This is a genomic window from Bacillus sp. FSL K6-0255 (assembly GCF_045040725.1).
GTDB classification, from domain to species: Bacteria; Bacillota; Bacilli; order Bacillales; family Bacillaceae; genus Bacillus; species Bacillus subtilis.
In genome coordinates this window covers 3029371-3052500 of record NZ_CP150278.1, presented here as the reverse complement: position 1 = coordinate 3052500, position 23130 = coordinate 3029371, and the positions used below count along the sequence as shown (strand labels likewise).

The 23130-nt window shown below is 45.1% G+C and carries 18 protein-coding genes and 11 tRNA genes (1 of these 29 only partly in view); 23 read left to right on the top strand and 6 right to left on the bottom strand.

From position 1 onward, the window contains the following. The 16 genes from MHB62_RS15955 to glgP form a co-directional block, all read left to right on the top strand. A tRNA-Ser gene (locus tag MHB62_RS15955) sits at positions 1-85 on the top strand; it begins 8 nt to the left of the window's first position. A gap of 17 nt (positions 86-102) precedes the next feature. Continuing rightward, positions 103-179: transfer RNA gene (locus MHB62_RS15950), tRNA-Met, on the top strand. An 11-nt stretch (positions 180-190) separates the two neighbouring features. Beyond that, a tRNA-Asp gene (locus MHB62_RS15945) sits at positions 191-267 on the top strand. A 12-nt stretch (positions 268-279) separates the two neighbouring features. Beyond that, positions 280-355: transfer RNA gene (locus MHB62_RS15940), tRNA-Phe, on the top strand. A 17-nt stretch (positions 356-372) separates the two neighbouring features. Next, positions 373-448 (top strand) — tRNA-His (locus tag MHB62_RS15935). A 10-nt stretch (positions 449-458) separates the two neighbouring features. After that, positions 459-532 (top strand) — tRNA-Gly (locus MHB62_RS15930). Positions 533-542: 10 nt separating this feature from the next. Beyond that, a tRNA-Gly gene (locus tag MHB62_RS15925) sits at positions 543-616 on the top strand. A 15-nt stretch (positions 617-631) separates the two neighbouring features. Continuing rightward, positions 632-708: transfer RNA gene (locus tag MHB62_RS15920), tRNA-Ile, on the top strand. Between the two features lie 12 nt (positions 709-720). Next, positions 721-795 (top strand) — tRNA-Asn (locus tag MHB62_RS15915). Between the two features lie 3 nt (positions 796-798). After that, a tRNA-Ser gene (locus MHB62_RS15910) sits at positions 799-889 on the top strand. A 25-nt stretch (positions 890-914) separates the two neighbouring features. After that, positions 915-986: transfer RNA gene (locus tag MHB62_RS15905), tRNA-Glu, on the top strand. 231 nt (positions 987-1217) lie between these two features. After that, positions 1218-3101 carry a 1,4-alpha-glucan branching enzyme gene (gene glgB, locus MHB62_RS15900; protein WP_003229016.1) on the top strand — a complete coding sequence of 628 codons (1884 nt, stop codon included), beginning with the start codon at positions 1218-1220 and terminating at the stop codon, positions 3099-3101. After that, positions 3098-4240 carry a glucose-1-phosphate adenylyltransferase gene (locus MHB62_RS15895; RefSeq protein WP_003229018.1) on the top strand — a complete coding sequence of 381 codons (1143 nt, stop codon included), beginning with the start codon at positions 3098-3100 and terminating at the stop codon, positions 4238-4240. The genes glgB and MHB62_RS15895 overlap by 4 nt, the downstream gene beginning before the upstream one ends. Before the next feature lie 23 nt (positions 4241-4263). Beyond that, the gene (glgD, locus tag MHB62_RS15890; RefSeq protein ID WP_080287624.1) at positions 4264-5295 is read left to right on the top strand and encodes a glucose-1-phosphate adenylyltransferase subunit GlgD; all 1032 of its coding nucleotides are present in this window, start codon (positions 4264-4266) and stop codon (positions 5293-5295) included. Next, a complete protein-coding gene (gene glgA, locus MHB62_RS15885; RefSeq protein WP_032722379.1) occupies positions 5292-6746 on the top strand; it encodes a glycogen synthase GlgA in 1455 nt (484 codons plus the stop codon). The genes glgD and glgA overlap by 4 nt, the downstream gene beginning before the upstream one ends. Beyond that, the gene (gene glgP / locus MHB62_RS15880; protein ID WP_032722378.1) at positions 6733-9129 is read left to right on the top strand and encodes a glycogen phosphorylase GlgP; all 2397 of its coding nucleotides are present in this window, start codon (positions 6733-6735) and stop codon (positions 9127-9129) included. The genes glgA and glgP overlap by 14 nt, the downstream gene beginning before the upstream one ends. A gap of 30 nt (positions 9130-9159) precedes the next feature. Here glgP and MHB62_RS15875 read toward each other — a convergent pair whose 3' ends face one another. Together MHB62_RS15875 and cotI are read right to left on the bottom strand one after the other, a co-directional pair. After that, the gene (locus MHB62_RS15875; RefSeq protein ID WP_015714586.1) at positions 9160-9627 is read right to left on the bottom strand and encodes a TspO/MBR family protein; all 468 of its coding nucleotides are present in this window, start codon (positions 9625-9627) and stop codon (positions 9160-9162) included. A 79-nt stretch (positions 9628-9706) separates the two neighbouring features. After that, positions 9707-10780, bottom strand: coding sequence for a spore coat kinase CotI (gene cotI / locus MHB62_RS15870; protein ID WP_072175886.1), 1074 nt, complete (start codon positions 10778-10780; stop codon positions 9707-9709). Between the two features lie 189 nt (positions 10781-10969). On the opposite strand from cotI, the gene cotSA reads away from it, so the two are divergent. Genes cotSA through MHB62_RS15855 form a run of 3 tightly spaced genes read left to right on the top strand, consistent with a single transcriptional unit; the run spans position 10970 to position 13606 of the window. Further along, positions 10970-12103 carry a spore coat protein CotSA gene (gene cotSA / locus MHB62_RS15865; RefSeq protein ID WP_015714584.1) on the top strand — a complete coding sequence of 378 codons (1134 nt, stop codon included), beginning with the start codon at positions 10970-10972 and terminating at the stop codon, positions 12101-12103. 14 nt (positions 12104-12117) lie between these two features. Continuing rightward, positions 12118-13173, top strand: a complete 1056-nt coding sequence (cotS, locus tag MHB62_RS15860) for a spore coat putative kinase CotS (protein ID WP_015714583.1) — start codon at positions 12118-12120, stop codon at positions 13171-13173. Position 13174: 1 nt separating this feature from the next. After that, positions 13175-13606 carry a hypothetical protein gene (locus tag MHB62_RS15855; protein ID WP_015714582.1) on the top strand — a complete coding sequence of 144 codons (432 nt, stop codon included), beginning with the start codon at positions 13175-13177 and terminating at the stop codon, positions 13604-13606. Between the two features lie 73 nt (positions 13607-13679). On the opposite strand, the gene MHB62_RS15850 is transcribed toward MHB62_RS15855, so the two are convergent. Genes MHB62_RS15850 through MHB62_RS15840 form a run of 3 tightly spaced genes read right to left on the bottom strand, consistent with a single transcriptional unit; the run spans position 13680 to position 17139 of the window. Next, complete coding sequence (locus MHB62_RS15850) at positions 13680-14903, bottom strand: glycosyltransferase family 4 protein (protein WP_015714581.1); 1224 nt, start codon at positions 14901-14903, stop codon at positions 13680-13682. A gap of 2 nt (positions 14904-14905) precedes the next feature. Then, positions 14906-15856 (bottom strand): NAD(P)-dependent oxidoreductase, encoded by a 951-nt coding sequence (locus tag MHB62_RS15845; protein ID WP_015714580.1) that lies wholly within the window; start codon positions 15854-15856, stop codon positions 14906-14908. After that, positions 15853-17139, bottom strand: a complete 1287-nt coding sequence (locus tag MHB62_RS15840; protein WP_015714579.1) for a UDP-glucose/GDP-mannose dehydrogenase family protein — start codon at positions 17137-17139, stop codon at positions 15853-15855. The genes MHB62_RS15845 and MHB62_RS15840 overlap by 4 nt, the downstream gene beginning before the upstream one ends. Positions 17140-17310: 171 nt before the next feature. Here MHB62_RS15840 and MHB62_RS15835 point away from each other — a divergent pair, with 171 nt between their 5' ends. Then, positions 17311-18129: a UTP--glucose-1-phosphate uridylyltransferase gene (locus MHB62_RS15835; RefSeq protein WP_032722377.1), complete on the top strand. Its 819-nt coding sequence runs from the start codon at positions 17311-17313 to the stop codon at positions 18127-18129. Positions 18130-18137: 8 nt separating this feature from the next. On the opposite strand, the gene MHB62_RS15830 is transcribed toward MHB62_RS15835, so the two are convergent. After that, positions 18138-18857 carry a yteA family sporulation protein gene (locus MHB62_RS15830; protein ID WP_003229046.1) on the bottom strand — a complete coding sequence of 240 codons (720 nt, stop codon included), beginning with the start codon at positions 18855-18857 and terminating at the stop codon, positions 18138-18140. Positions 18858-19146: 289 nt separating this feature from the next. Here MHB62_RS15830 and MHB62_RS15825 point away from each other — a divergent pair, with 289 nt between their 5' ends. Genes MHB62_RS15825 through menH form a run of 3 tightly spaced genes read left to right on the top strand, consistent with a single transcriptional unit; the run spans position 19147 to position 23113 of the window. Then, positions 19147-20562: an isochorismate synthase MenF gene (locus tag MHB62_RS15825; protein ID WP_015251378.1), complete on the top strand. Its 1416-nt coding sequence runs from the start codon at positions 19147-19149 to the stop codon at positions 20560-20562. Then, positions 20559-22301, top strand: coding sequence for a 2-succinyl-5-enolpyruvyl-6-hydroxy-3-cyclohexene-1-carboxylic-acid synthase (gene menD / locus MHB62_RS15820; RefSeq protein WP_015251379.1), 1743 nt, complete (start codon positions 20559-20561; stop codon positions 22299-22301). Before MHB62_RS15825 ends, menD begins: the two co-directional genes overlap by 4 nt. Further along, positions 22289-23113: a 2-succinyl-6-hydroxy-2,4-cyclohexadiene-1-carboxylate synthase gene (gene menH, locus MHB62_RS15815; protein ID WP_029727103.1), complete on the top strand. Its 825-nt coding sequence runs from the start codon at positions 22289-22291 to the stop codon at positions 23111-23113. Before menD ends, menH begins: the two co-directional genes overlap by 13 nt. Positions 23114-23130: the final 17 nt, after the last annotated feature.

The following is a 23130-nucleotide window of genomic DNA, read 5'->3' as shown; positions in this document are numbered from 1 at the left end:
ACCCAAGTCTGGCTGAAGGGATCGGTCTTGAAAACCGACAGGGGTGTCAAAGCCCGCGGGGGTTCGAATCCCTCTTCCTCCGCCATACATATTCCTAATCATCGCGGGGTGGAGCAGTTCGGTAGCTCGTCGGGCTCATAACCCGAAGGTCGCAGGTTCAAATCCTGCCCCCGCAACCAAATTTTAAAATGGTCCGGTAGTTCAGTTGGTTAGAATGCCTGCCTGTCACGCAGGAGGTCGCGGGTTCGAGTCCCGTCCGGACCGCCATTTAAATACTTAGGCTCGGTAGCTCAGTTGGTAGAGCAACGGACTGAAAATCCGTGTGTCGGCGGTTCGATTCCGTCCCGAGCCACCATTTATCAATATATTTTGGCGGTTGTGGCGAAGTGGTTAACGCACCAGATTGTGGCTCTGGCATTCGTGGGTTCGATTCCCATCAATCGCCCCAAATAAAAATTGCGGGTGTAGTTTAGTGGTAAAACCTCAGCCTTCCAAGCTGATGTCGTGGGTTCGATTCCCATCAATCGCCCCAAATAAAAATTGCGGGTGTAGTTTAGTGGTAAAACCTCAGCCTTCCAAGCTGATGTCGTGGGTTCGATTCCCATCACCCGCTCCATTTCTATATCGTCATGGGCCTGTAGCTCAGCTGGTTAGAGCGCACGCCTGATAAGCGTGAGGTCGATGGTTCGAGTCCATTCAGGCCCACCATGACTTTTGTATTCCACAGTAGCTCAGTGGTAGAGCTATCGGCTGTTAACCGATCGGTCGCAGGTTCGAATCCTGCCTGTGGAGCCAAATGGAGAAGTACTCAAGTGGCTGAAGAGGCGCCCCTGCTAAGGGTGTAGGTCGTGTAAGCGGCGCGAGGGTTCAAATCCCTCCTTCTCCGCCATATGATTACAGATATAATAATTTTCGGCCCGTTGGTCAAGCGGTTAAGACACCGCCCTTTCACGGCGGTAACACGGGTTCGAATCCCGTACGGGTCATCCAGAAGCCTTGCATATCCTGCAAGGTTTTTTTGTTTTTTAAATCATGATATGTCTTAGATTTTGTTCTTTATTTTAAAAACAGACTACAAAAATCTCCATATATTTCGTTTTTCTTCAGAAAATGAAGTTAATTGTCTATAAGTATAAGCGCTTTCAGCAAAGGGCTTTTTTTTATTTCTTCGAATAAATACTATAAATGAAAACTATGATGTCAGAAAGGATGATTACATGGCCGCTGCCAGCCCGACAGCACATGATGTTTATCTTTTTCACGAAGGCAGTCTGTTTAAAAGCTATCAGCTGTTTGGCTCGCATTACCGCGAGCTGAATGGCAAAAGCGGATATGAATTCTGTGTGTGGGCGCCTCATGCGTCGGAAGTACGAGTGGCTGGAGATTTTAACAGCTGGTCTGGAGAAGAGCATGTGATGCACAGAGTGAATGATAATGGTATTTGGACGTTATTTATTCCAGGTATAGGAGAAAAGGAACGATATAAATATGAAATCGTGACGAATAACGGTGAGATCAGGCTGAAGGCAGATCCATACGCTATTTATTCAGAAGTCAGACCAAACACAGCGTCACTTACTTACAATTTGGAAGGGTACAGCTGGCAAGATCAAAAATGGCAAAATAAACAGAAGGCTAAGACGCTGTATGAAAAACCTGTTTTCATTTATGAACTGCATCTTGGGTCTTGGAAGAAGCATTCTGATGGCAGGCATTATTCCTATAAAGAATTAAGTCAGACGCTTATCCCTTATATCAAGGAGCATGGGTTTACCCATATTGAACTGCTTCCGGTGTATGAGCATCCATATGATCGTTCATGGGGATACCAAGGAACGGGGTATTACAGCCCGACAAGCAGGTTTGGCACGCCGCATGATCTGATGAAGTTTGTTGATGAATGTCATCAACAAAATATCGGAGTCATTTTGGATTGGGTCCCCGGACATTTTTGTAAAGATGCACATGGACTCTATATGTTTGATGGAGAACCGCTTTATGAATACAAAGAAGAACGTGATCGGGAGAACTGGTTATGGGGCACGGCAAACTTTGACCTGGGAAAACCGGAAGTTCATAGTTTTTTAATTTCGAATGCGTTGTACTGGGCGGAATTCTATCATATAGATGGATTTAGGGTTGATGCAGTGGCTAATATCTTGTATTGGCCAAATCAGGATGAACGCCACACGAATCCATATGCTGTTGAGTTTTTAAAAAAACTCAATCAAACCATGAGAGAGGCATATCCCCATGTGATGATGATTGCGGAAGATTCTACAGAATGGCCTCAAGTGACAGGTGCCGTTGAGGAAGGGGGGCTTGGTTTTCATTATAAATGGAATATGGGATGGATGAATGACGTACTGAAATACATGGAGACGCCGCCCGAAGAAAGGCGGCATTGTCATCAGCTTATCTCTTTTTCATTACTATATGCGTTTAGTGAGCATTTTGTATTGCCGTTTTCTCATGATGAAGTCGTATACGGAAAAAAATCACTTCTTAATAAAATGCCTGGCGACTACTGGCAGAAATTTGCCCAGTATCGGCTTTTGCTGGGCTATATGACAGTGCATCCAGGAAAGAAATTGATCTTTATGGGATCAGAGTTTGCCCAATTTGATGAATGGAAAGATACAGAACAGCTTGATTGGTTTTTGGACTCCTTCCCCATGCATCAGAAAGCCAGCGTTTTTACGCAAGATCTTCTCCGCTTTTACCAAAAAAGCAAAATCCTTTACGAGCATGACCATCGTGCACAATCGTTTGAATGGATTGATGTCCATAATGACGAACAATCAATCTTTTCTTTTATTCGTTATGGCAAAAAGCACGGTGAGGCGCTTGTCATCATTTGTAATTTTACACCCGTGGTCTATCATCAATATGATGTTGGAGTTCCTTTTTTTACTCAATACATTGAAGTGCTTAACAGTGACAGTGAAACATATGGAGGCTCAGGGCAAATCAACAAAAAGCCGTTATCGGCCAAAAAGGGAGCACTTCATCATAAACCGTGTTATATCACGATGACCATCCCCCCTTACGGCATCTCGATTTTACGGGCGGTTAAAAAAAGAGGAGAGATAAAAAGATGAAAAAACAATGTGTAGCCATGCTCCTTGCCGGCGGGAAGGGCAGCCGTCTCAGCGGATTAACAAAAAATATGGCCAAACCGGCTGTATCTTTCGGGGGAAAATACAGGATTATTGATTTTACCCTAAGCAACTGTTCTAATTCAGGCATAGACACAGTCGGGATTTTAACGCAATATCAGCCGCTTGAGCTGAATTCCTATATTGGGATCGGCAGTGCATGGGACCTGGATAGATATAATGGCGGCGTGACGGTTTTACCCCCTTATGCCGAGTCATCAGAAGTCAAATGGTATAAAGGGACGGCAAGCGCCATTTATGAAAATCTCAATTATTTGAATCAGTATGATCCTGAGTATGTACTGATTTTATCAGGAGATCACATATACAAGATGGACTACGGCAAAATGCTTGATTATCACATTGAAAAGAAAGCAGATGTGACCATCTCTGTCATCGAAGTGGGCTGGGAGGAAGCAAGCCGATTCGGCATCATGAAGGCCAATCCAGATGGGACGATCACACATTTTGATGAAAAGCCCAAATTCCCTAAGAGCAATCTTGCCTCAATGGGAATTTATATATTCAATTGGCCGCTTTTGAAACAGTATCTTGAGATGGACGATCAAAACCCTTATTCTAGCCACGACTTCGGCAAAGACATTATTCCTCTGCTTTTGGAAGAGAAAAAGAAGCTTTCTGCTTATCCGTTCAAGGGATATTGGAAGGATGTCGGAACGGTGCAGAGCTTGTGGGAAGCCAATATGGATTTGTTAAAAGAGGACTCGGAGCTGAAGCTGTTTGAACGCAAATGGAAAATTTACTCCGTCAATCCAAATCAGCCTCCGCAATTTATTTCATCTGATGCGCAGGTTCAAGATTCGCTTGTGAACGAAGGTTGTGTTGTATATGGAAATGTGTCTCACTCCGTTCTTTTTCAAGGTGTGACTGTTGGTAAGCATACGACTGTTACATCATCCGTCATAATGCCGGATGTGACGATTGGGGAGCATGTAGTCATTGAAAATGCCATTGTTCCTAATGGGATGGTGCTGCCGGATGGCGCAGTGATTCGCTCCGAAAAAGACATTGAAGAGGTGCTGCTCGTTTCAGAGGAATTTGTAGAAAAAGAATTGATTTAATTACTGAAGAGGGGGCAGAGTCAGTGTTCAATAATCAAATGTTAGGTGTTATAGATGAAACCACATATAAGCATTCTCTTCAGGATTTAACAGCACAGCGGTCGCTCGGGGCGATCCCTTTTGCCGGCAGGTACCGACTGATTGATTTTATGCTTTCCAACATGGTGAATGCGGATATTAGGAGTGTTGCAATTTTTCCGAAGTATCGTTACCGTTCGCTCATGGATCACCTTGGGGCGGGTAAGGAATGGGATTTGCACCGGAAAAAGGACGGCCTCTTTTTTTTCCCGTCTCCCCATCTTCATCACGAATACGATGAATTCGGTTCCTTTCGCCAGTTTTCGGACCATCTAGATTACTTCCACAGAAGCACTCAGCAATATGCTGTAATCTCCAACAGCCATACCGTATGCAACATTCAATTTCAATATGTGCTGAAACGCCATCAGGAGGTTGGCTGCGACGTCACCGAGGTATTTCAGGACGGCCAGTCGCTGCAAATCTATATCATGTCAACAACGCTTTTAAAGGATCTGATCTACGGACATAGCGAAAAAGGCTATAAAACCATTCAGGAGGCTGTTGAAAAGGAATCTTCCGCCCTGACCATTTGCCCTTATGAATATTCAGGTTATGCCGCAGTTATTGATTCGGTGGAAAAATATTATACCCACAGTATGGAACTCATTCAGCCTCGTTTTTGGCAGCAGGTGTTTTTGCCGCAGCAGCCGATCTATACAAAAGTGAAGGATGAGCCGCCTACGAAATACGGAAAGCACAGCACTGTCAAAAATTCTTTGGTGGCAAACGGCTGTGTGCTTGAAGGAGAGGTTGAAAACTGCATTTTGTTCAGGGCGGTCCATGTCGGAAAGGGTACGAAGCTGAAAAACTGTATTATTATGCAAAAAACGCAGATTGGCGAGGATTGTCTTCTTGAGCAGGTCATTTCGGATAAGGACGTTAAAATCGGCAAGGCGACGGAAGCTGCAGGAACAGCTGAGCAGCCGCTTTTATTAAGAAAAGGTTTGGTGCAAGGAGAGCTGATGAATTCTTGAAGATATTATTTGCTGTGTCAGAATGCACCCCATTTGTGAAATCAGGAGGTCTTGCCGATGTAGCAGGTGCTCTGCCAAAGGAACTTGCACGATTAGGCAATGAAGTAGCTGTGATGCTGCCGAAGTACAGCCAAATACCTGAACCGTGGAAAAAGCGTATGAAAAAACAGGCTGAGTGTACGGTAGCTGTCGGCTGGCGTCAGCAATATTGCGGAATTGAACATATGGCCCAAGACGATGTGAATTATTACTTCATCGACAATGAGTACTATTTCAACAGGGATTCGTTGTACGGGCATTATGATGACGGTGAGCGGTTTGCCTTTTTTTCAAGAGCTGTGCTGGAGGCTGCCAAAGTTGTGAATGTTCAAGCCGATATTGTTCATACTCACGATTGGCATACAGCGATGGTCAATTATTTGCTGAAAGAGGAGTACAGAAAACATCCTTTTTATGAACGGATGAAAAGCGTGCTCACGATCCACAACCTGCAGTTTCAAGGCATATTTCCTCCTGATGTCACACATGACTTGCTGGGTCTTGAGATGGATCATTTTCATTATGAAAGGTTAGAATGCAACGGATTTGTTAATTTTATGAAGGCGGGCATCATTGCGGCTGATCATGTGACAACTGTGAGTCCCACTTACAGAAATGAAATATTGACGCCGTATTATGGTGAGCAGCTGGAGCAGGTTTTGCAATATAGGGAAAATGATGTAACCGGCATATTAAATGGCATTGATGATACGTTCTATCAGCCGAAAAGCGACCCTTATATAGAGGCGCAATACGATTCAGGGGATCTTGCATGCAAGTTGGAAAACAAAACGAAGCTTCAGCGGCGGATGGGGCTTCCAGAGAAAAACGATATTCCGCTGATCAGTATGGTGACAAGGCTCACTAAACAAAAGGGGCTTGATCTTGTCCGCAGAATTATGCACGAACTTCTTGAGGAGCAAGACATACAGCTGGTTGTGCTAGGCACAGGAGAACGTGAATTTGAAGATTATTTCCGGTATGCAGAATTTGCTTTTCATGAGAAGTGCCGGGCTTATATCGGGTTTGATGAGCCACTAGCCCATCAAATTTATGCGGGCTCTGATATGTTTTTGATGCCGTCGAAATTTGAGCCGTGCGGTTTGGGGCAGCTCATTGCTCTTCAATATGGCGCCATTCCGATTGTCAGGGAAACGGGCGGTCTTTACGACACTGTCCGTGCCTATCAGGAGGAAGAGGGAACGGGCAATGGCTTTACGTTTTCCGCCTTTAATGCGCATGATCTGAAATTTACGATTGAACGAGCGCTGTTGTTTTATCGCCAACAGGATGTATGGAAGAGCATCGTGAAGACCGCAATGAATGCAGATTACAGCTGGGGGAAGTCGGCTAAAGAGTATCAGCGTATTTTTGAGCAGGTGACAAGGAGTGGACGGGATGTTCTCGAGTAAAGAACGCTTTGCAGACTTATTTTTAAAGCGTCTGGAAATGACGTGCGGAAAAAGCTTTAAAGATTCTGCCAAGCTGGATCAATATAAAACGTTGGGCAATATGGTCAGAGAGTATATCAGCGCTGATTGGATCGAAACGAATGAAAAAAGCAGATCAAATTCCGGGAAGCAGACATATTATTTATCAATCGAATTTCTGCTCGGTCAGCTCCTTGAGCAAAACTTAATGAATCTTGGTGTTCGTGATGTTGTAGAAGCTGGTTTAAAGGAAATCGGCATCAATTTAGAGGAAATCCTTCAGATAGAGAACGATGCAGGTCTCGGCAACGGCGGGCTTGGCCGCTTGGCCGCTTGCTTTTTAGATTCTCTTGCTTCGTTGAACCTGCCGGGGCACGGGATGGGCATACGTTATAAGCATGGCTTGTTTGAGCAAAAAATTGTAGACGGACATCAGGTGGAGCTGCCTGAGCAATGGCTGAAAAACGGGAACGTATGGGAAGTAAGGAATGCGGATCAAGCAGTGGACGTGCCGTTTTGGGGCGAAGTCCATATGACAGAAAAAAGCGGGCGCCTGCATTTTCGCCACGAACAAGCGACAATTGTTACCGCTGTTCCTTATGATATCCCGATCATCGGCTATGAAACGGGCACTGTCAACACGTTAAGGCTTTGGAACGCCGAGCCCTATGCCCATTATCACGGCGGTAATATTTTGTCTTATAAGCGAGAAACAGAAGCGGTTTCTGAATTCTTATATCCCGATGACACCCATGATGAGGGGAAAATTTTACGGCTGAAGCAGCAGTATTTTTTAGTATGCGCAAGCTTAAAAAGCATTGTGAACAATTACCGAAAAACACATAAATCTTTATCCGGCCTGCATAAAAAAGTGAGCATTCATATTAATGACACTCACCCTGCGCTTGCGGTGCCTGAGCTGATGCGGATTTTGCTCGATGAAGAGAACATGGGCTGGGAAGAAGCTTGGCATATCACTGTACATACGATTTCTTATACAAATCATACAACATTGTCAGAAGCGCTCGAGAAATGGCCGATTCATTTGTTTAAGCCGCTGCTCCCGCGAATGTACATGATTATTGAAGAGATCAATGAGAGGTTTTGCCGCGCAGTTTGGGAAAAGTATCCGGGAGACTGGAAAAGGATAGAGAACATGGCGATTACAGCGCATGGTGTTGTCAAAATGGCTCATCTGGCCATAGTAGGCAGCTACAGTGTAAATGGCGTTGCAAAAATACATTCCGATATATTAAAGGAAAGGGAGATGCGCGACTTTCACTTGCTGTTTCCGAATCGTTTTAACAATAAGACGAATGGAATTGCCCACAGGCGCTGGCTGTTAAAAGCGAATCCAGGCTTGTCTGCCATCATTACAGAGGCGATCGGCGATGAATGGGTCAAACAGCCGGAATCACTGATCCGTTTAGAACCGTACGCCACTGATCCTGCATTTATTGAACAGTTTCAAAACAACAAAAGCAAGAAAAAACAAGAGCTTGCCGATTTGATTTTTTGCACGGCCGGGGTGGTTGTGAACCCTGAGAGCATATTCGACGTACAGGTGAAACGACTTCATGCATATAAACGGCAGCTGCTGAATGTTCTTCACATTATGTATTTGTATAACCGCCTCAAGGAGGATTCGGGGTTTTCAATCTACCCGCAAACCTTTATTTTCGGGGCAAAGGCTTCACCAAGCTATTATTATGCCAAGAAAATCATTAAGCTGATCCATTCTGTCGCAGAAAAAGTCAATTATGATCCGGCGGTCAAACAGCTGATCAAAGTTGTTTTTTTAGAAAATTATAGAGTTTCTATGGCTGAGCGAATTTTTCCGGCATCAGACGTAAGTGAGCAAATTTCAACCGCAAGCAAGGAAGCGTCTGGTACAGGGAATATGAAGTTTATGATGAATGGGGCTTTGACGATCGGCACGCATGACGGAGCAAATATCGAGATCCTTGAGCGGGTGGGCCCTGACTGTATTTACACGTTCGGCTTAAAGGCGGATGAGGTTCTATCGTATCAGGAAAACGGCGGCTATAGATCGAGGGAATATTATCAGCATGACAGAAGAATCAGGCAGGTAGCGGATCAGCTGATCAATGGTTTTTTTGAAGGAGAAGCAGATGAATTTGAATCGATCTTTGACTCGCTGCTTCCGCATAATGATGAGTATTTTGTGCTGAAGGATTTCAGCTCATATGCAGATGCGCAGGAGCGAATTCAAGCTGATTATCGAGAGCGAAGGAAATGGTCTGAGCGTTCGATTGTAAACATTGCTCATTCAGGATATTTCTCCAGCGACCGCACGATCCGGGAATATGCGAAGGACATTTGGGGCATCAAGCCGATGATGTGAAAAAGCCGCTGTATAAACGGCTTTTTTTGTTCACAGATTCATTGAATTGATTGTAAAGGATAAGAACGTCGCAAATGCACTCCATAAAAAATAAGGCAAAAGAAGATAGCTTGCAATTCTGCTGTATTTTTTGGCAATGATCAGTAATACGATTGCTGTGATGGCGACAAGCAGGCAGTCAAGCGATGCAGCCAGCAGATTTTTTTGCGTAAACTGGAAATAGCTGAAGGCTTGATTGAGCACGTAATTTATCAAAAGTGTAAACCAAAAGCTTTTCGCACCTTTAAATGAAAACGCAGCATATACAATGGCTGCTGAAAGGGAGATCAGGGCAAACAGGATGGCCCAAATGATGCCGATCGCATTTCCGCTTGGCGTCCAGTCCGGTTTTTTCAATGAATTGTACCATTCTTGGTCCACAGGAAACAGGTAGCCTGCGGCTGAAAACAGCGCATATGTAATCACAAAAACCGCTATGGCGCCGAAAATCTTTTTCATGTTTGTACCCTCCGTATGTATTTATTTACCCTTTATCTTATAAAGATCAAACCCCCGATATGCGGGGGAAATGATGGGTTTAAATCAGCTGCTGCAATGCGTTTGATTTAATGCGTTCATATTCAAAAGCTGATTCTAATTCTTCCTTCGGTAAAGCAGACTTGCGGACGTATTTTTCGCGAATGACATCGTAAAGCTCATAAGGAAACAGCATATCTATAAACATGACTTGTTTTTGTTCTTCAGTTAATGGGGCTCTGGATTCGTATGCGTTCAGCATGACATGAAATGTCTCGTCATCCCAAACACCCGTCGTATCCAAAAGCGGAATAATCATTTTGCGCAAATCGCGAATAGGCAGATCAAATGATACGGTATCTAAGTCGATGACCCAAATCTGTTCATTTTCTCCTAAGAGTGTATTCCCGGTTCCGTAATCCTGGTGGCAAAGGTTAGGGCTTTTTTTCAGCTGTTCAGTCCATGGAACATAGGTCGATTGCAAAAGCCGGTCTTTGATGCGCAGCCCGTCTTCAATAAAGCCATCTATCTCCTGAAGATAAAGCTGTGAGAAAGGATCTTCTTTTTCCGCCTCCGCCATCAGCTTCCACGTTTCCATCTGTTTGCATCGTTTCGTGTAGTGATTCGGCCAGCGACCTAATTTGGTAAATATGGGAACGCCATTTGGCGGCTGATATCCGACGGAAGCTGTATGAAAATCAGCAAGGCCTTTCATGATAAACTCCAAGTCCTGCTTTACAGTCAGCTCAAACGGTCTTCCTTCGATCCAGTCATATACGACAAATAGAAATGAGCCGTGCTTAGAATATAGGCTACCTTTTTTGTTTGGGAGTATGCCAGGAACATTCATGCCTTTTTTTGCTAAATAGTCCTGCGCGAAAATGGAAAACAACGCTTTCTTTTCTGGCCTGTGTATTCGTTTTAGACAAACCGCGCCGGAGTCTGTGTGGACCTTCCAGACAAGCGCCATCTGGTTTCCCTGAATGACGTCTATTTTTTCAGCCTGCACATCCCATCCTTGAAGCACATTTTCAGCCAGCTCCGTTAATTTTTTTGCATCTTCTGCTGATAAAGGAAGCTCTGATGAATTCCCCTCCTCAATGACTTCATGGTTTTCTGCCATTAAAGGACACATCCTTACCTGTTTTACTCCTACCTTATGAATCAAAAGGAAAAAATGATTGAGTTATTTGACTATATTTAATAGATGAATCTGGTTGTTTACCCGTTTTGTTTTTAGGGCAGTCCCATTCCGCACAAGTTGGTTGTTCAGCCGTATCATGATTCTAACTAGTTAAAAATCATGCAGGAATGGAGGCTATGTATGAAAATAGCACTGATCGCCACAGAGAAGCTTCCTGTCCCATCGGTTCGAGGAGGCGCCATTCAAATCTACCTCGAAGCGGTTGCCCCTTTAATTGCAAAAAAACATGAGGTGACTGTGTTTTCTATTAAAGATCCGAATCTCGCTGATAGAGAGAAGGTAGACGGTGTCCATTATGTGCATTTGGATGAAGACCGTTATGAAGAAGCCGTTGGAGCAGAGCTGAAAAAGAGCCGTTTTGATCTTGTGCATGTTTGTAATCGCCCAAGCTGGGTTCCGAAATTGAAGAAACAGGCGCCGGATGCTGTTTTTATTTTAAGCGTTCACAATGAAATGTTCGCTTACGATAAAATCAGCCAGGCGGAAGGCGAGATTTGCATCGACTCCGTAGCGCAGATTGTTACGGTCAGCGATTATATCGGACAGACGATCACAAGCCGTTTTCCGTCAGCACGATCAAAAACAAAAACGGTGTATTCCGGTGTGGATTTAAAAACGTACCACCCTCGCTGGACGAATGAAGGGCAGCGAGCTCGCGAAGAGATGCGAAGCGAGCTGGGGCTTCACGGCAAAAAAATCGTCTTGTTTGTCGGCCGGCTTAGCAAAGTCAAAGGCCCGCACATATTATTGCAGGCTTTGCCGGACATCATTGAGGAGCACCCCGATGTCATGATGGTGTTTATCGGGTCAAAATGGTTCGGAGATAATGAATTAAATAACTATGTCAAACATCTTCATACCCTTGGTGCGATGCAAAAGGATCATGTCACATTTATTCAATTTGTGAAGCCAAAGGACATTCCGCGCCTTTATACCATGTCAGATGTATTTGTATGCTCTTCGCAATGGCAGGAGCCTTTAGCAAGGGTGCATTATGAAGCGATGGCTGCGGGACTTCCTATTATTACAAGCAATCGGGGAGGCAATCCAGAGGTCATAGAGGAAGGGAAAAACGGCTACATCATTCATGACTTTGAAAATCCTAAACAATATGCCGAACATATCAATGATTTGCTGAGCAGCTCAGAAAAGCGGGAACGGCTTGGGAAATACAGCCGCCGTGAGGCAGAAAGCAATTTCGGCTGGCAGAGGGTGGCTGAAAATCTGCTCAGCGTCTATGAAAAGAACAGATAGAAGGGGTGAACAGAGTGTACCAAAAAGAGCATGAAGAACAGATTGTGTCCGAAATTCTCAGCTATTATCCTTTTCATATTGACAATGTGGCGCTGAAATCGAACAAAAGCGGACGCAAAATCTGGGAAGTCGAAACTGATCATGGCCCAAAGCTGCTAAAAGAAGCGCAAATGAAACCGGAGCGGATGCTTTTTATCACTCAGGCACACGCCCATTTACAAGAGAAAGGGCTGCCGATAGCGCCGATTCATCAAACAAAAAATGGCGGGAGCTGCTTGGGCACGGATCAGGTTTCTTACAGCTTATATGACAAAGTGACAGGAAAAGAAATGATTTACTATGATGCAGAGCAAATGAAAAAAGTCATGTCATTTGCCGGCCATTTTCATCATGCCTCAAAAGGATATGTTTGCACAGATGAAAGCAAGAAGAGAAGCAGGCTGGGAAAATGGCACAAATTGTACCGATGGAAGCTGCAGGAACTTGAAGGGAATATGCAGATCGCGGCATCCTATCCTGATGACGTATTTTCGCAAACTTTCTTAAAACATGCTGATAAAATGCTGGCAAGAGGAAAAGAAGCTCTGCAAGCGCTTGATGACTCAGAATACGAAACCTGGACAAAAGAAACGCTCGAGCATGGCGGATTCTGTTTTCAGGATTTTACATTGGCACGTTTGACAGAGATCGAAGGGGAGCCTTTTTTAAAGGAGCTTCACTCGATTACCTACGATTTGCCGTCAAGAGACCTTCGTATTCTGCTGAATAAAGTGATGGTTAAGCTTTCTGTATGGGATACTGATTTCATGGTTGCACTGCTTGCGTCCTACGACGCAGTGTATCCACTCACAGAAAAACAGTACGAGGTACTTTGGATTGATCTCGCGTTTCCGCATTTGTTCTGTGCAATCGGGCACAAATATTATTTGAAGCAAAAGAAAACGTGGTCAGATGAGAAGTATAACTGGGCGCTGCAAAACATGATTTCTGTTGAAGAATCTAAAGATTCGTTTTTGGATAAACTGCCGGAACTGTATAAAAAGATAAAAGCGTATCGGGAGGCGAATTGACATGAGGTCATCGAGACAAAAAGCCTCTATTTCTAAACTGGATCTCGACCAATTCGTATTTACACCGCCTGGACCGATGGGATGGCAGGCTCATGACTCAATCTCAGCTGAGAAGGAAGAAGAGGAGAAGCATTTAGATGTGGGCAGCATTCGAGAGCTCCCTCACATCAATGCACCGAAAGAATATCAAGAAGAAACGAAGGAAAAGGAAACAGATCACAAAATCGTCGATGATGAAGAAGAAACGAAATTCGAAACCATTCTAGAGCCTGAGGAGGAACGTGATTCGAAACGCTCAGTGCCCCCATATGAAGAAGAGGATGAAGATGAAGAACCAGACTTAGCGGAGGAAGCTAGAGTGGAAATCATCATTCTTCCAAGTGAATCTAAACCAGCTCCATGGTTTTCTCAAACCGTAAAGCGCAAGGCATAAAGTCATATTTATGCCTTTTTTCATGTTCTCTGCAGCAAAAAAACAGCCCGTTTTGCAACACGAGCTGTAGGTTTTATGTTTTTGCTTTCACAAAAAGCTGATTGATAGATGATAAATCAAAATTTTGCGTCAGAAAAGGCGGCGGAAATTGTTTGTTTTTCGGAGTGAGAACGGATTGGTAAACAGTATTGAGCCTTTTGGCCGCATGGGTAAAGGTAAATAAAGCTTCTACATGCTGTCGGGCGTTTTTTGTCATTTTGCTCATTAATTCTTGATCTGTAAAGGCTCTGTCAATTGCTTTTGCAAATGAAGAAGGTTTGTTGTATCTGTCGATGACAAGGCCGGTGACTTCGTCTTTTACGACTTCTCCGTTTCCGCCCCGGTTTGTGGTAATTAAGGGCGTGCCGGCCGCCATTGCTTCATAATTCACACGGGCGAGGGGTTCGTTCCACTGAGAGCTGCACACAAATACATCTGCCATCAGAAAAAGGTTTGGGATGTCGTCAGCGGGAATGAATTTTGTAAAAATTATGTGGTCTCTGTATGGCAGCGCCAGCGTACGCAGATAGGTTACATATTGGTTTTCGCTGTCATCGCTGAACCACTTCCCGCCTGCTATGACCAGTACAGCATCAGGGTGCTGCTGCAAAATCCGTCTCATGCTGTGAATGAGAAGGTGAGGTCCTTTTGTCGGGCTTAAGCGGCCGGCGAATAAAATAACTTTTTTATCTTCAATACCGTATTTTTTCCGGTATGTTTTTCTGACAGCCGAGCCTTTCATCGTCCAGACGGGCGGATAAGAGTTTAAATCAACGCCGGAATACACAACTTTTGTGATGTCCTCTGCTTCAGGGAAACGTTCAATGACGGTTTGTTTAATAAATTCGCTCACAGTTGTGATCATGGAGACATTGTCGAGTACTTCTTTTCCTTGCGCGAAGGTCATCTTTTTTTCAGAAAACATTTCGTTATGCAGGCTCAGAACGATCTTGCTGTTTGGTGAGGCTTTTTTATATAAAGAGACATTTAAAGGCCTGTTGAACACATGAATGAGGTCAAAGGAAGAGGCTCGCAGCTCTTCGGCTACCGCCTCGCGGTAATGTTCTTTTGGCAGATGGATATAATGTACGCCGTCTTTTGTTTCTCTTTTTGGAAGCGATGGATCTTCAATTGAAAAAATGGTCAGGTCGTACCTGCTGCTGAAATAGGGCGTGACACCGTCAATCATCATTTGAATAGCGCCGCCGCGTACTGCGGGCGCCGGCAGCTTTTCTGTACAGATAAAGGCAAGCTTCATTTTTATTCCCCCTGATACAGCGACGATAAATAGGCGATTTCGTTGGTCAAGCCATCCTTTAAGGATGTGGCGGGATCATAATGCAAGAGCTGCTTTGCTTTTGAAATATCCGCCCACGTGTTGCTCGGTTCCCCTGCTATTTTGTCCGAAAAGTGCAGTGTTGCTTTTCTACTGGAAATATCCTCAATGAGGGAGACAACCTTTAAGACTGAGGCACGCTCAGCACCGCCGATATTTACTGTTTCACCAATAAGGTGGGGTTTCCCAAGAACAGCGGTGATGCCTTTGACACAGTCGCCGATATAAGTGAAATCTCTTGACTGCTGCCCATCACCGAAGATGGTAAGCGGCTTTTGCTGAAGGTGCTGCTTAATGAGCCGGTGAAAAGCCATATCCGGCCGCTGTCTTGGCCCGTATACGGTAAAAAAACGGAGAATCACAATTGGAATGCCAAAGCTTTGTTGATACACATGGCAAAGCTTTTCTCCCGTAAGCTTTGTTACCCCGTACGGAGATAAAGGAGAAAGCGACGTGTTTTCGCTGACTTTTCCTTGTTTTTCACCATAGACGGAAGAGGTGGATGCAAAGACGAACGTTTGAATAGAATGTTCCCGGCACGCCTCGAGGAGCCTTTGGAGCGCTTGGATATTATGTGCGGCATATGGGTGAAAATGACTGCCCCAGCTTGAGCGGACACCCGGTATGGCCGCCAAATGAAAGATGACGTCCACTCCTTCCAGTAAGGGAGCAAGATCCGCTGTCAGCAGATTTTCCTTTATGAACGTAAATCGCTTTTCCGGCAGCAGGTTTTTAAGGTTTTTTAATTTCAAGGAAAATGGAGTAGGACCGATAAAGTCATCGATTCCGATAACGTTATGTTTCTTATCTTTTAGTAATTCTTCGCAGAGGTGGGAGCCGATAAAGCCCGCTGCTCCTGTGACTAGTATTTTCATGGACGGCCAACTCCCGTACAGATCAGGCCGCAAGCCTCGATCAGTTCTTTTTTTAATACGTTGCGTCCGTCAATCACAAGACGCCCTTTCATGATGCCTGCAGCCTTTTTCCAATCAAACGCTAAAAACTCGGGCCATTCTGTCGCCAAAAATAAAAAGTCGCTTTCTTCGATCGCATCAAAAGCTTGAGAATGCTGAGTTACATGCTGCCGCAAATGTTCTGGAAGTACAGCTTCAGGATCATATGCATGAACATCACATCCCAGCTCCGTCAGCCTTTCCATCAGTCTGACAGCCTGAGAATTCCTGATGTCATCGGTATTCGGTTTGAAGGAAATGCCGAGTACAGCCGCTTTCTTGCCTTGAAGTGTTTCGAAGAATGACTGTATTTTTTTGATATACAGGCCGAGCTGGGTGTCATTAATGTGCTGCACGGCCCGGAGCAGGAAGGTCTCCGTGTTTTTTTTCTGGGCAGCAAATTGCAGCGCCTGCAGATCCTTTGGAAAACAAGAGCCTCCGTATCCGATGCCTGCCTGCAAAAAGTGCTCCCCGATCCTTGGGTCTAGACCGATAGCGCGGGAAATATCTGAGATATCTGATTGATAGGCTTCACATATGCGGGCCATTTCGTTAATGAACGAAATTTTGGCTGCTAAAAAGAAATTGTTGGCATATTTGATCAGCTCCGCTCCCGCTAAGCTTGTAACGATAAAAGGGGTATCAATGTGTTTGTAAATGGATTTGACGATGGCTGCCGATACGTGATCTTCTTCCTGAACACCGATGACTGTTTTGTCAGGATGCAGCATGTCATATAAGGCATTGCCTTCCCGCAGAAACTCAGGATTGGATACGATATTAAAGAGGTTTTTAGACACTCCGGAGGCAATCAGCTGTTTTGCTATGTTTTCATTTGTCCCGGGCGGAACAGTGCTTTTCGTAATGATGGTTTTATACGATCGGATTGCCTCTCTTAAATCACCGATGACGGACTGCAGGGCTTTCGTATCAGCTGATCCGTCCGAACGCGGCGGGGTTCCGACTGCGATAAAAATAACGGGACATTCCTCCATGCTCGATTTCACTTCAGAAGAAAACGAGAGATTGCCGCAACGAAGTATTGCATCTGAAAGCCCAGGCTCGTAAAAGGGAATGACTCCTTTTTTCAGCTGCCCGATTTTTTTGACGTCTTTGTCTGTGCATATCATGTCATGTCCGATGGATGCCAGTGCCGCTGATAGGGTTAAACCGACATACCCGGCGCCAACCACACAAATTTTCATCACCTGAGCTCCTTTACAAGATTACTGGTCATATATCAATATCCTATTAAAAAAGGGCTGGTTCGTGATTCCGCTTTCTGCCCAGTTGCTTCCGCCTAATTTCAGATGTACAAACATCGGGATGCGCTCTTGGAATATCATGTAATAAACATGAGCTGAGGGGAAAATAACATGATAAAAAAAGCGATCATTCCTGCAGGCGGATTCGGCACGAGAAATCTGCCGGTGACGAAGGTGATTCCGAAAGAAATGTTTCCGGTAGGATTTAAGCCTGTGATTCATTATCTTGTTGAAGAATTAAAGGAGTCAGGCATTGAGGACATTTTGATGGTTGTATCGAGCTATAAAAATCTGATTGTCGACTATTTTGATTCCTCTTTGGCACTTGAGGCTTTTTTGGCCTCTAAGAATAAACTGCATTTGCTTAGTGAGCATCCCATTCCGGATATACGGATTCACTATGTGCGCCAGCCTTATGCAAAGGGTCTTGGCGACGCCATTTCTTTCGGAAAGCAATTTGCAGGCAAAGAGCCTTTTGCCGTCGTTTTGCCTGATGATCTGATTTTTTCCGCCAATCAGCCGGCTTTGGGGCAGCTGATTGAAGCGTATACGAAATATCAGTCCAGTGTGATCGGCTTAAAAGAAACAAAAACGGAGGATTTACATCATTACGGGGTGATAAAAGGGGAGCCTGTTGAAAAAGGGCTTTATCGCATACAGGATATTGTGGAAAAGCCTAAACAAAACCCTCCGTCTCATTTTGCCGCAGCAGGGCGTTATATTTTCACACCGGATATTTTTAATGAGCTGGAGGCATTAGAAGCTGATAGCGGAGGAGAAGTGCAGGTAACGGATGCGATAAAAGCTTCGCTCGGGGCATGTACCGTATACGGGAAATTGCTAGAGGGCGAGCGGTATGACATCGGCCTGCAAAAGGATTATCTGAAGCTGATTTACGATATGCTGAAAACGGAAAAGAACCCCCAATAATCGGGGGTTCAATCAGCGTGGAGATCGCCGAATGTGGTCATGATTCCCTCTTCGTCAAGTTCTTCTTCATAGCGCTCATGGGCTCTGCTTTGATAAACGGTAATTTCTTTTCCAGTGATATCTGTAGCGATGAAATTTTCGTAAGACTCCGTATTGCCGATATTCTCTTCGGCATTCATCGTCATATCATCATAGCTGAGCGGAGGGTTTTCCATATCCTGCGGCGTTTGTGAGTTACCATATTTTTCGACATCCTGATAGGAATCCTCACTGTCATATGGCGCTCTGATTTCTTCATCATCATCAAATTCAAATTGCCCGAATGGTGTTTCTTCTTCAATCGGACGGTCTTTGGAAACCACGTCCTGTGAAGAATACTCCGCGAGGGTTGTGGCAGTCGGAAGCGCTTCAAGTCGTTCGAAAGGGATTTCCTTTCCGCTGACTTCACAAATGCCATACGTACCGTTTTCTATCGCCTTCAATGAATGCTCAATGTCCCGAAGGTGCTCTCGCTCATGCAAGTCTAGAGCGATGTCTTTCTCACGCTCGTAAAGTTCTGTCGCCTGATCGCCGGGATGGTTGTCGTATGCCGAAAGCTCACCCCACGAATCATAAGGAAAGGCTGAGTTAAGCTGAAAATGGTCATTGTCTTTGAAACGGTTTAAGATATCTTTTTTCGTTTGTTCCAGTTCATTTTTTAAATGCTGAAGCTGTTCTTTCGTAAGCAATGTGATCGCCTCGTTTCTCTGTGATGCATACCTTTAGTATGAACAGATCGCCTGAGAACTTTCATAAATGGCGGGTGGAGGAATATAGGAGGTTTTCCTTTTATGGTAAGCGGATACAACCTTTGCTATCAGTGGAGAAAGAAATTTAAGCTTTGTTTCTTTTTCATTTCTGCAATTAGGTTTATAATAGGTAAGGCAGGCCATTTGGACTGCATGATCTGTGTTTGACACAAAGGAGACACAGGTGTATGGTATTAAAAGCATTTTAAGGATTATGGAGGAATGTCTCATGGTGACAACGGTGCAGCGTACGTTCCGAAAGGAAGTTCTACATGCATTACATAAAGCCAAAGAAGTCAACCATGCTGTCTTAATAAGCTATTCGAGACAAATCGAGTCTCTTGACCCTCTATCATTTTTCAATTACGGAGCAAAAAAATATACAGGCAATCGATTTTTTTGGTCAGATCCTGAAAGTGAATTGACAATAGTCGGTCTTGGCAAAGAAGCGGTTTTCCAGACAAATCAAAAAAACAGCGAGCGGTATCGTGAGGTTTTTGAACAATGGGAGCGCTTTAAAAAGACGGCTTTTCATATTTATGAAGAAGAAAAGCTGCAGCATTCTGCAGTGGGACCTGTGTTATTCGGAGGATTTTCTTTTGACCCTTGCGAAGAAAGAGGTTCACAATGGGACCATTTCTCGGAAGGGGATTTCTTTGTGCCTGCGCTTATGCTGACGATGACTGCTGAAGGCCCGTTCTTAACAGTTAACAGATGGGTAAGCGGAGGAGAAGATGCAGAAGCTGTTTTAGAAGGCTTAAAAGCTTTTGCGGCGGAATTTATGGTTCCCGATTTCAAGCAAGAAGATCAGGCTGTGATTGCAGCAGCCGAAGAGCTGGATAAGGATGATTGGCTGAAAGCAATCGAAACGGCCACAAGCCAAATTAAAGAGAAACAATATGATAAGGTTGTTCTTGCCCGAGAGCTGCTGCTCACGTTTGACGGTCCAATCCAAATTGAACCGGTGCTTAAAACGCTTCTGGACGATCAGCAGACAAGCTATGTTTTTGCAATTGAACAAGAAGGCAAAACCTTTGTCGGCGCGTCTCCGGAAAGACTGATCAAAAGAGACGGCGGCACTGTCATGTCTTCCTGTCTGGCAGGCTCCATTAAACGAGGCGTGAATGAAGAAGACGACCGCCGGATAGGCCTTGAATTATTAAACGATGAGAAAAACCTGCTTGAGCATGATATTGTGGTAGGTATGATTCATAATGCTTTTGTATCAAGCTGTTCAGAGGTTGAAAAGCCTGATGGACCTGTTTTGTACAAAACAAAAAGCGTTCAGCACCTGTTTACGCCGATTGTCGGACAGCTGCGCGAGTCTGCATCGATTTTTGACTTAATTGAGAAGCTGCATCCCACTCCGGCGCTTGGGGGAGCACCTCAGGAAAAAGCTGTTGACGTGATCAGGGAGATTGAACCGATGTCTCGCGGCTGGTATGCGGCCCCTATCGGCTGGATTGACAGCCAGGATAACGGGGAATTCGCGGTCGCCATTCGTTCAGGGCTCATCGAAGGAAGCACAGCAAGGCTGTTTGCCGGGTGCGGTATTGTGGAAGACTCGGAACCAATCTCGGAATATGAAGAAACACAGATTAAATTGAAGCCGATGATCTCTGCATTAGGAGGTGAGCGGCGTTGACAGTCAACCCGATTACTCATTACATCGGAAGTTTTATTGATGAATTCGCCCTTTCCGGAATTACGGACGCCGTCGTTTGTCCGGGCTCAAGATCTACACCGCTGGCTGTTCTTTGTGCTGCGCATCCCGATATCAGCGTCCATGTCCAAATTGATGAAAGGTCTGCCGGATTTTTTGCCTTAGGTTTGGCAAAAGCGAAGCAGCGTCCCGTACTATTGATCTGTACATCTGGAACAGCCGCGGCCAACTTTTATCCGGCTGTGGTTGAAGCCCATTATTCAAGGGTGCCTATTATTGTGTTAACTGCTGATCGGCCTCATGAGCTGCGCGAAGTAGGCGCACCGCAGGCTATTAATCAGCACTTCTTATTCGGTAACTTTGTTAAGTTTTTCACAGACTCTGCTCTTCCTGAAGAGTCTCCGCAAATGCTGAGATACATCCGAACGCTGGCAAGCCGCGCTGCCGGAGAAGCACAAAAGCGCCCAATGGGGCCTGTCCATGTGAATGTGCCGCTGCGCGAACCGCTGATGCCGGATCTTTCAGATGAGCCGTTTGGAAGAATGAGAACAGGCCGTCATGTGTCTGTGAAAACGGGTACGCAGTCTGTTGACCGAGAGTCCCTGTCTGATGTGGCTGAGATGCTCGCAGAGGCTGAAAAAGGAATGATCGTCTGCGGAGAGCTCCATAGTGATGCGGACAAGGAAAACATTATCGCGCTGTCAAAAGCGCTTCAGTATCCAATTTTAGCAGATCCGCTGTCTAATCTGCGGAATGGTGTTCATGATAAAAGCACTGTTATTGATGCGTATGATTCGTTTTTAAAAGATGATGAGCTGAAGCGGAAACTCCGTCCTGATGTTGTCATTCGGTTTGGACCGATGCCTGTTTCAAAACCGGTTTTCTTATGGCTTAAGGATGATCCGGCGATTCAGCAAATCGTGATTGATGAGGATGGAGGGTGGAGAGACCCGACACAGGCAAGCGCGCATATGATTCATTGTAATGCGTCTGTTTTTGCTGAGGAGATCATGGCAGGCCTTACTGCTGCTGCCAGATCCTCAGAGTGGCTGGAAAAGTGGCAGTTTGTCAATGGGCGGTTCCGCGAGCATCTGCAAACAATCAGCAGTGAAGATGTTTCGTTTGAAGGCAATCTCTATCGAATCCTTCAGCATCTTGTGCCTGAAAACAGCTCGCTGTTTGTGGGAAACAGCATGCCGATCAGGGATGTTGATACGTTTTTTGAAAAGCAGGACCGCCCTTTCCGGATTTATTCAAACCGGGGAGCAAACGGGATAGACGGTGTCGTCTCCTCTGCCATGGGGGTATGTGAAGGAACAAAAGCGCCTGTTACCCTTGTGATTGGAGATTTATCTTTTTATCACGATTTAAACGGCCTGCTGGCGGCCAAAAAGCTGGGTATTCCTCTTACTGTGATTCTTGTCAATAATGACGGAGGAGGGATTTTCTCCTTTTTGCCGCAGGCTTCTGAAAAGACACACTTTGAAGATTTGTTCGGCACACCGACAGGGCTCGATTTCAAGCATGCGGCTGCACTTTACGGCGGAACGTATTCATGCCCGGCTTCTTGGGATGAATTCAAAACAGCTTACGCGCCGCAGGCAGACAAGCCCGGACTCCATTTGATTGAAATCAAAACGGATCGCCAATCAAGAGTCCAGCTTCATCGCGATATGCTGAATGAGGCTGTGCGGGAAGTGAAAAAACAATGGGAACTGTAAACATAACGGTATCAGATGGTGTCCGATATGCAGTGGCAGACGGGGGACCGAATGCTTCCGAAGCCGTCGTCTGTCTGCACGGGTTTACCGGCAGCAAACAATCATGGACTTTTCTTGATGAAATGCTGCCTGATTCCCGTTTGATCAAAATTGATTGTTTAGGGCATGGGGAAACCGATGCCCCGCTGAATGGGAAAAGATACAGCACAAGCCGGCAAGTTTCTGACCTTGCCGAGATTTTTGATCAATTAAAACTTCACAAAGTGAAATTGATTGGGTATTCTATGGGAGGAAGGCTTGCTTACTCTTTCGCGATGACATATCCCGAGCGGGTATCGGCACTTGTGCTTGAAAGCACGACGCCGGGGCTCAAAACACTTGGGGAACGGCGGGAACGAATCATGCGGGACCGGAAGCTTGCTGATTTTATTTTACGAGACGGGCTCAAAGCGTTTGTTGCGTATTGGGAGAATATCCCTTTGTTTTCATCTCAGCAGAGGCTGGCTGAAGATATTCGGCACAGGATACGATCGGGCCGTCTGCGGAACAATAAGATTGGGCTTGCGAACAGTTTAACCGGCATGGGCACCGGTTCACAGCCTTCGTTGTGGAGCCGTGTAGAGGAAATAGATGTTCCTGTGCTTCTTATCTGCGGGGAGTGGGACGAAAAATTTTGCGCCATCAATCAAGAGGTGCATAAGATGCTTCCTTCTAGTAGAATAGAGATTGTTCCAAAAGCAGGACATACGGTCCATGTGGAACAGCCGCGATTGTTTGGTAAAATAGTGAGTGAGTTTTTGACAAGCATCTGACTCATTCACATAGAGAA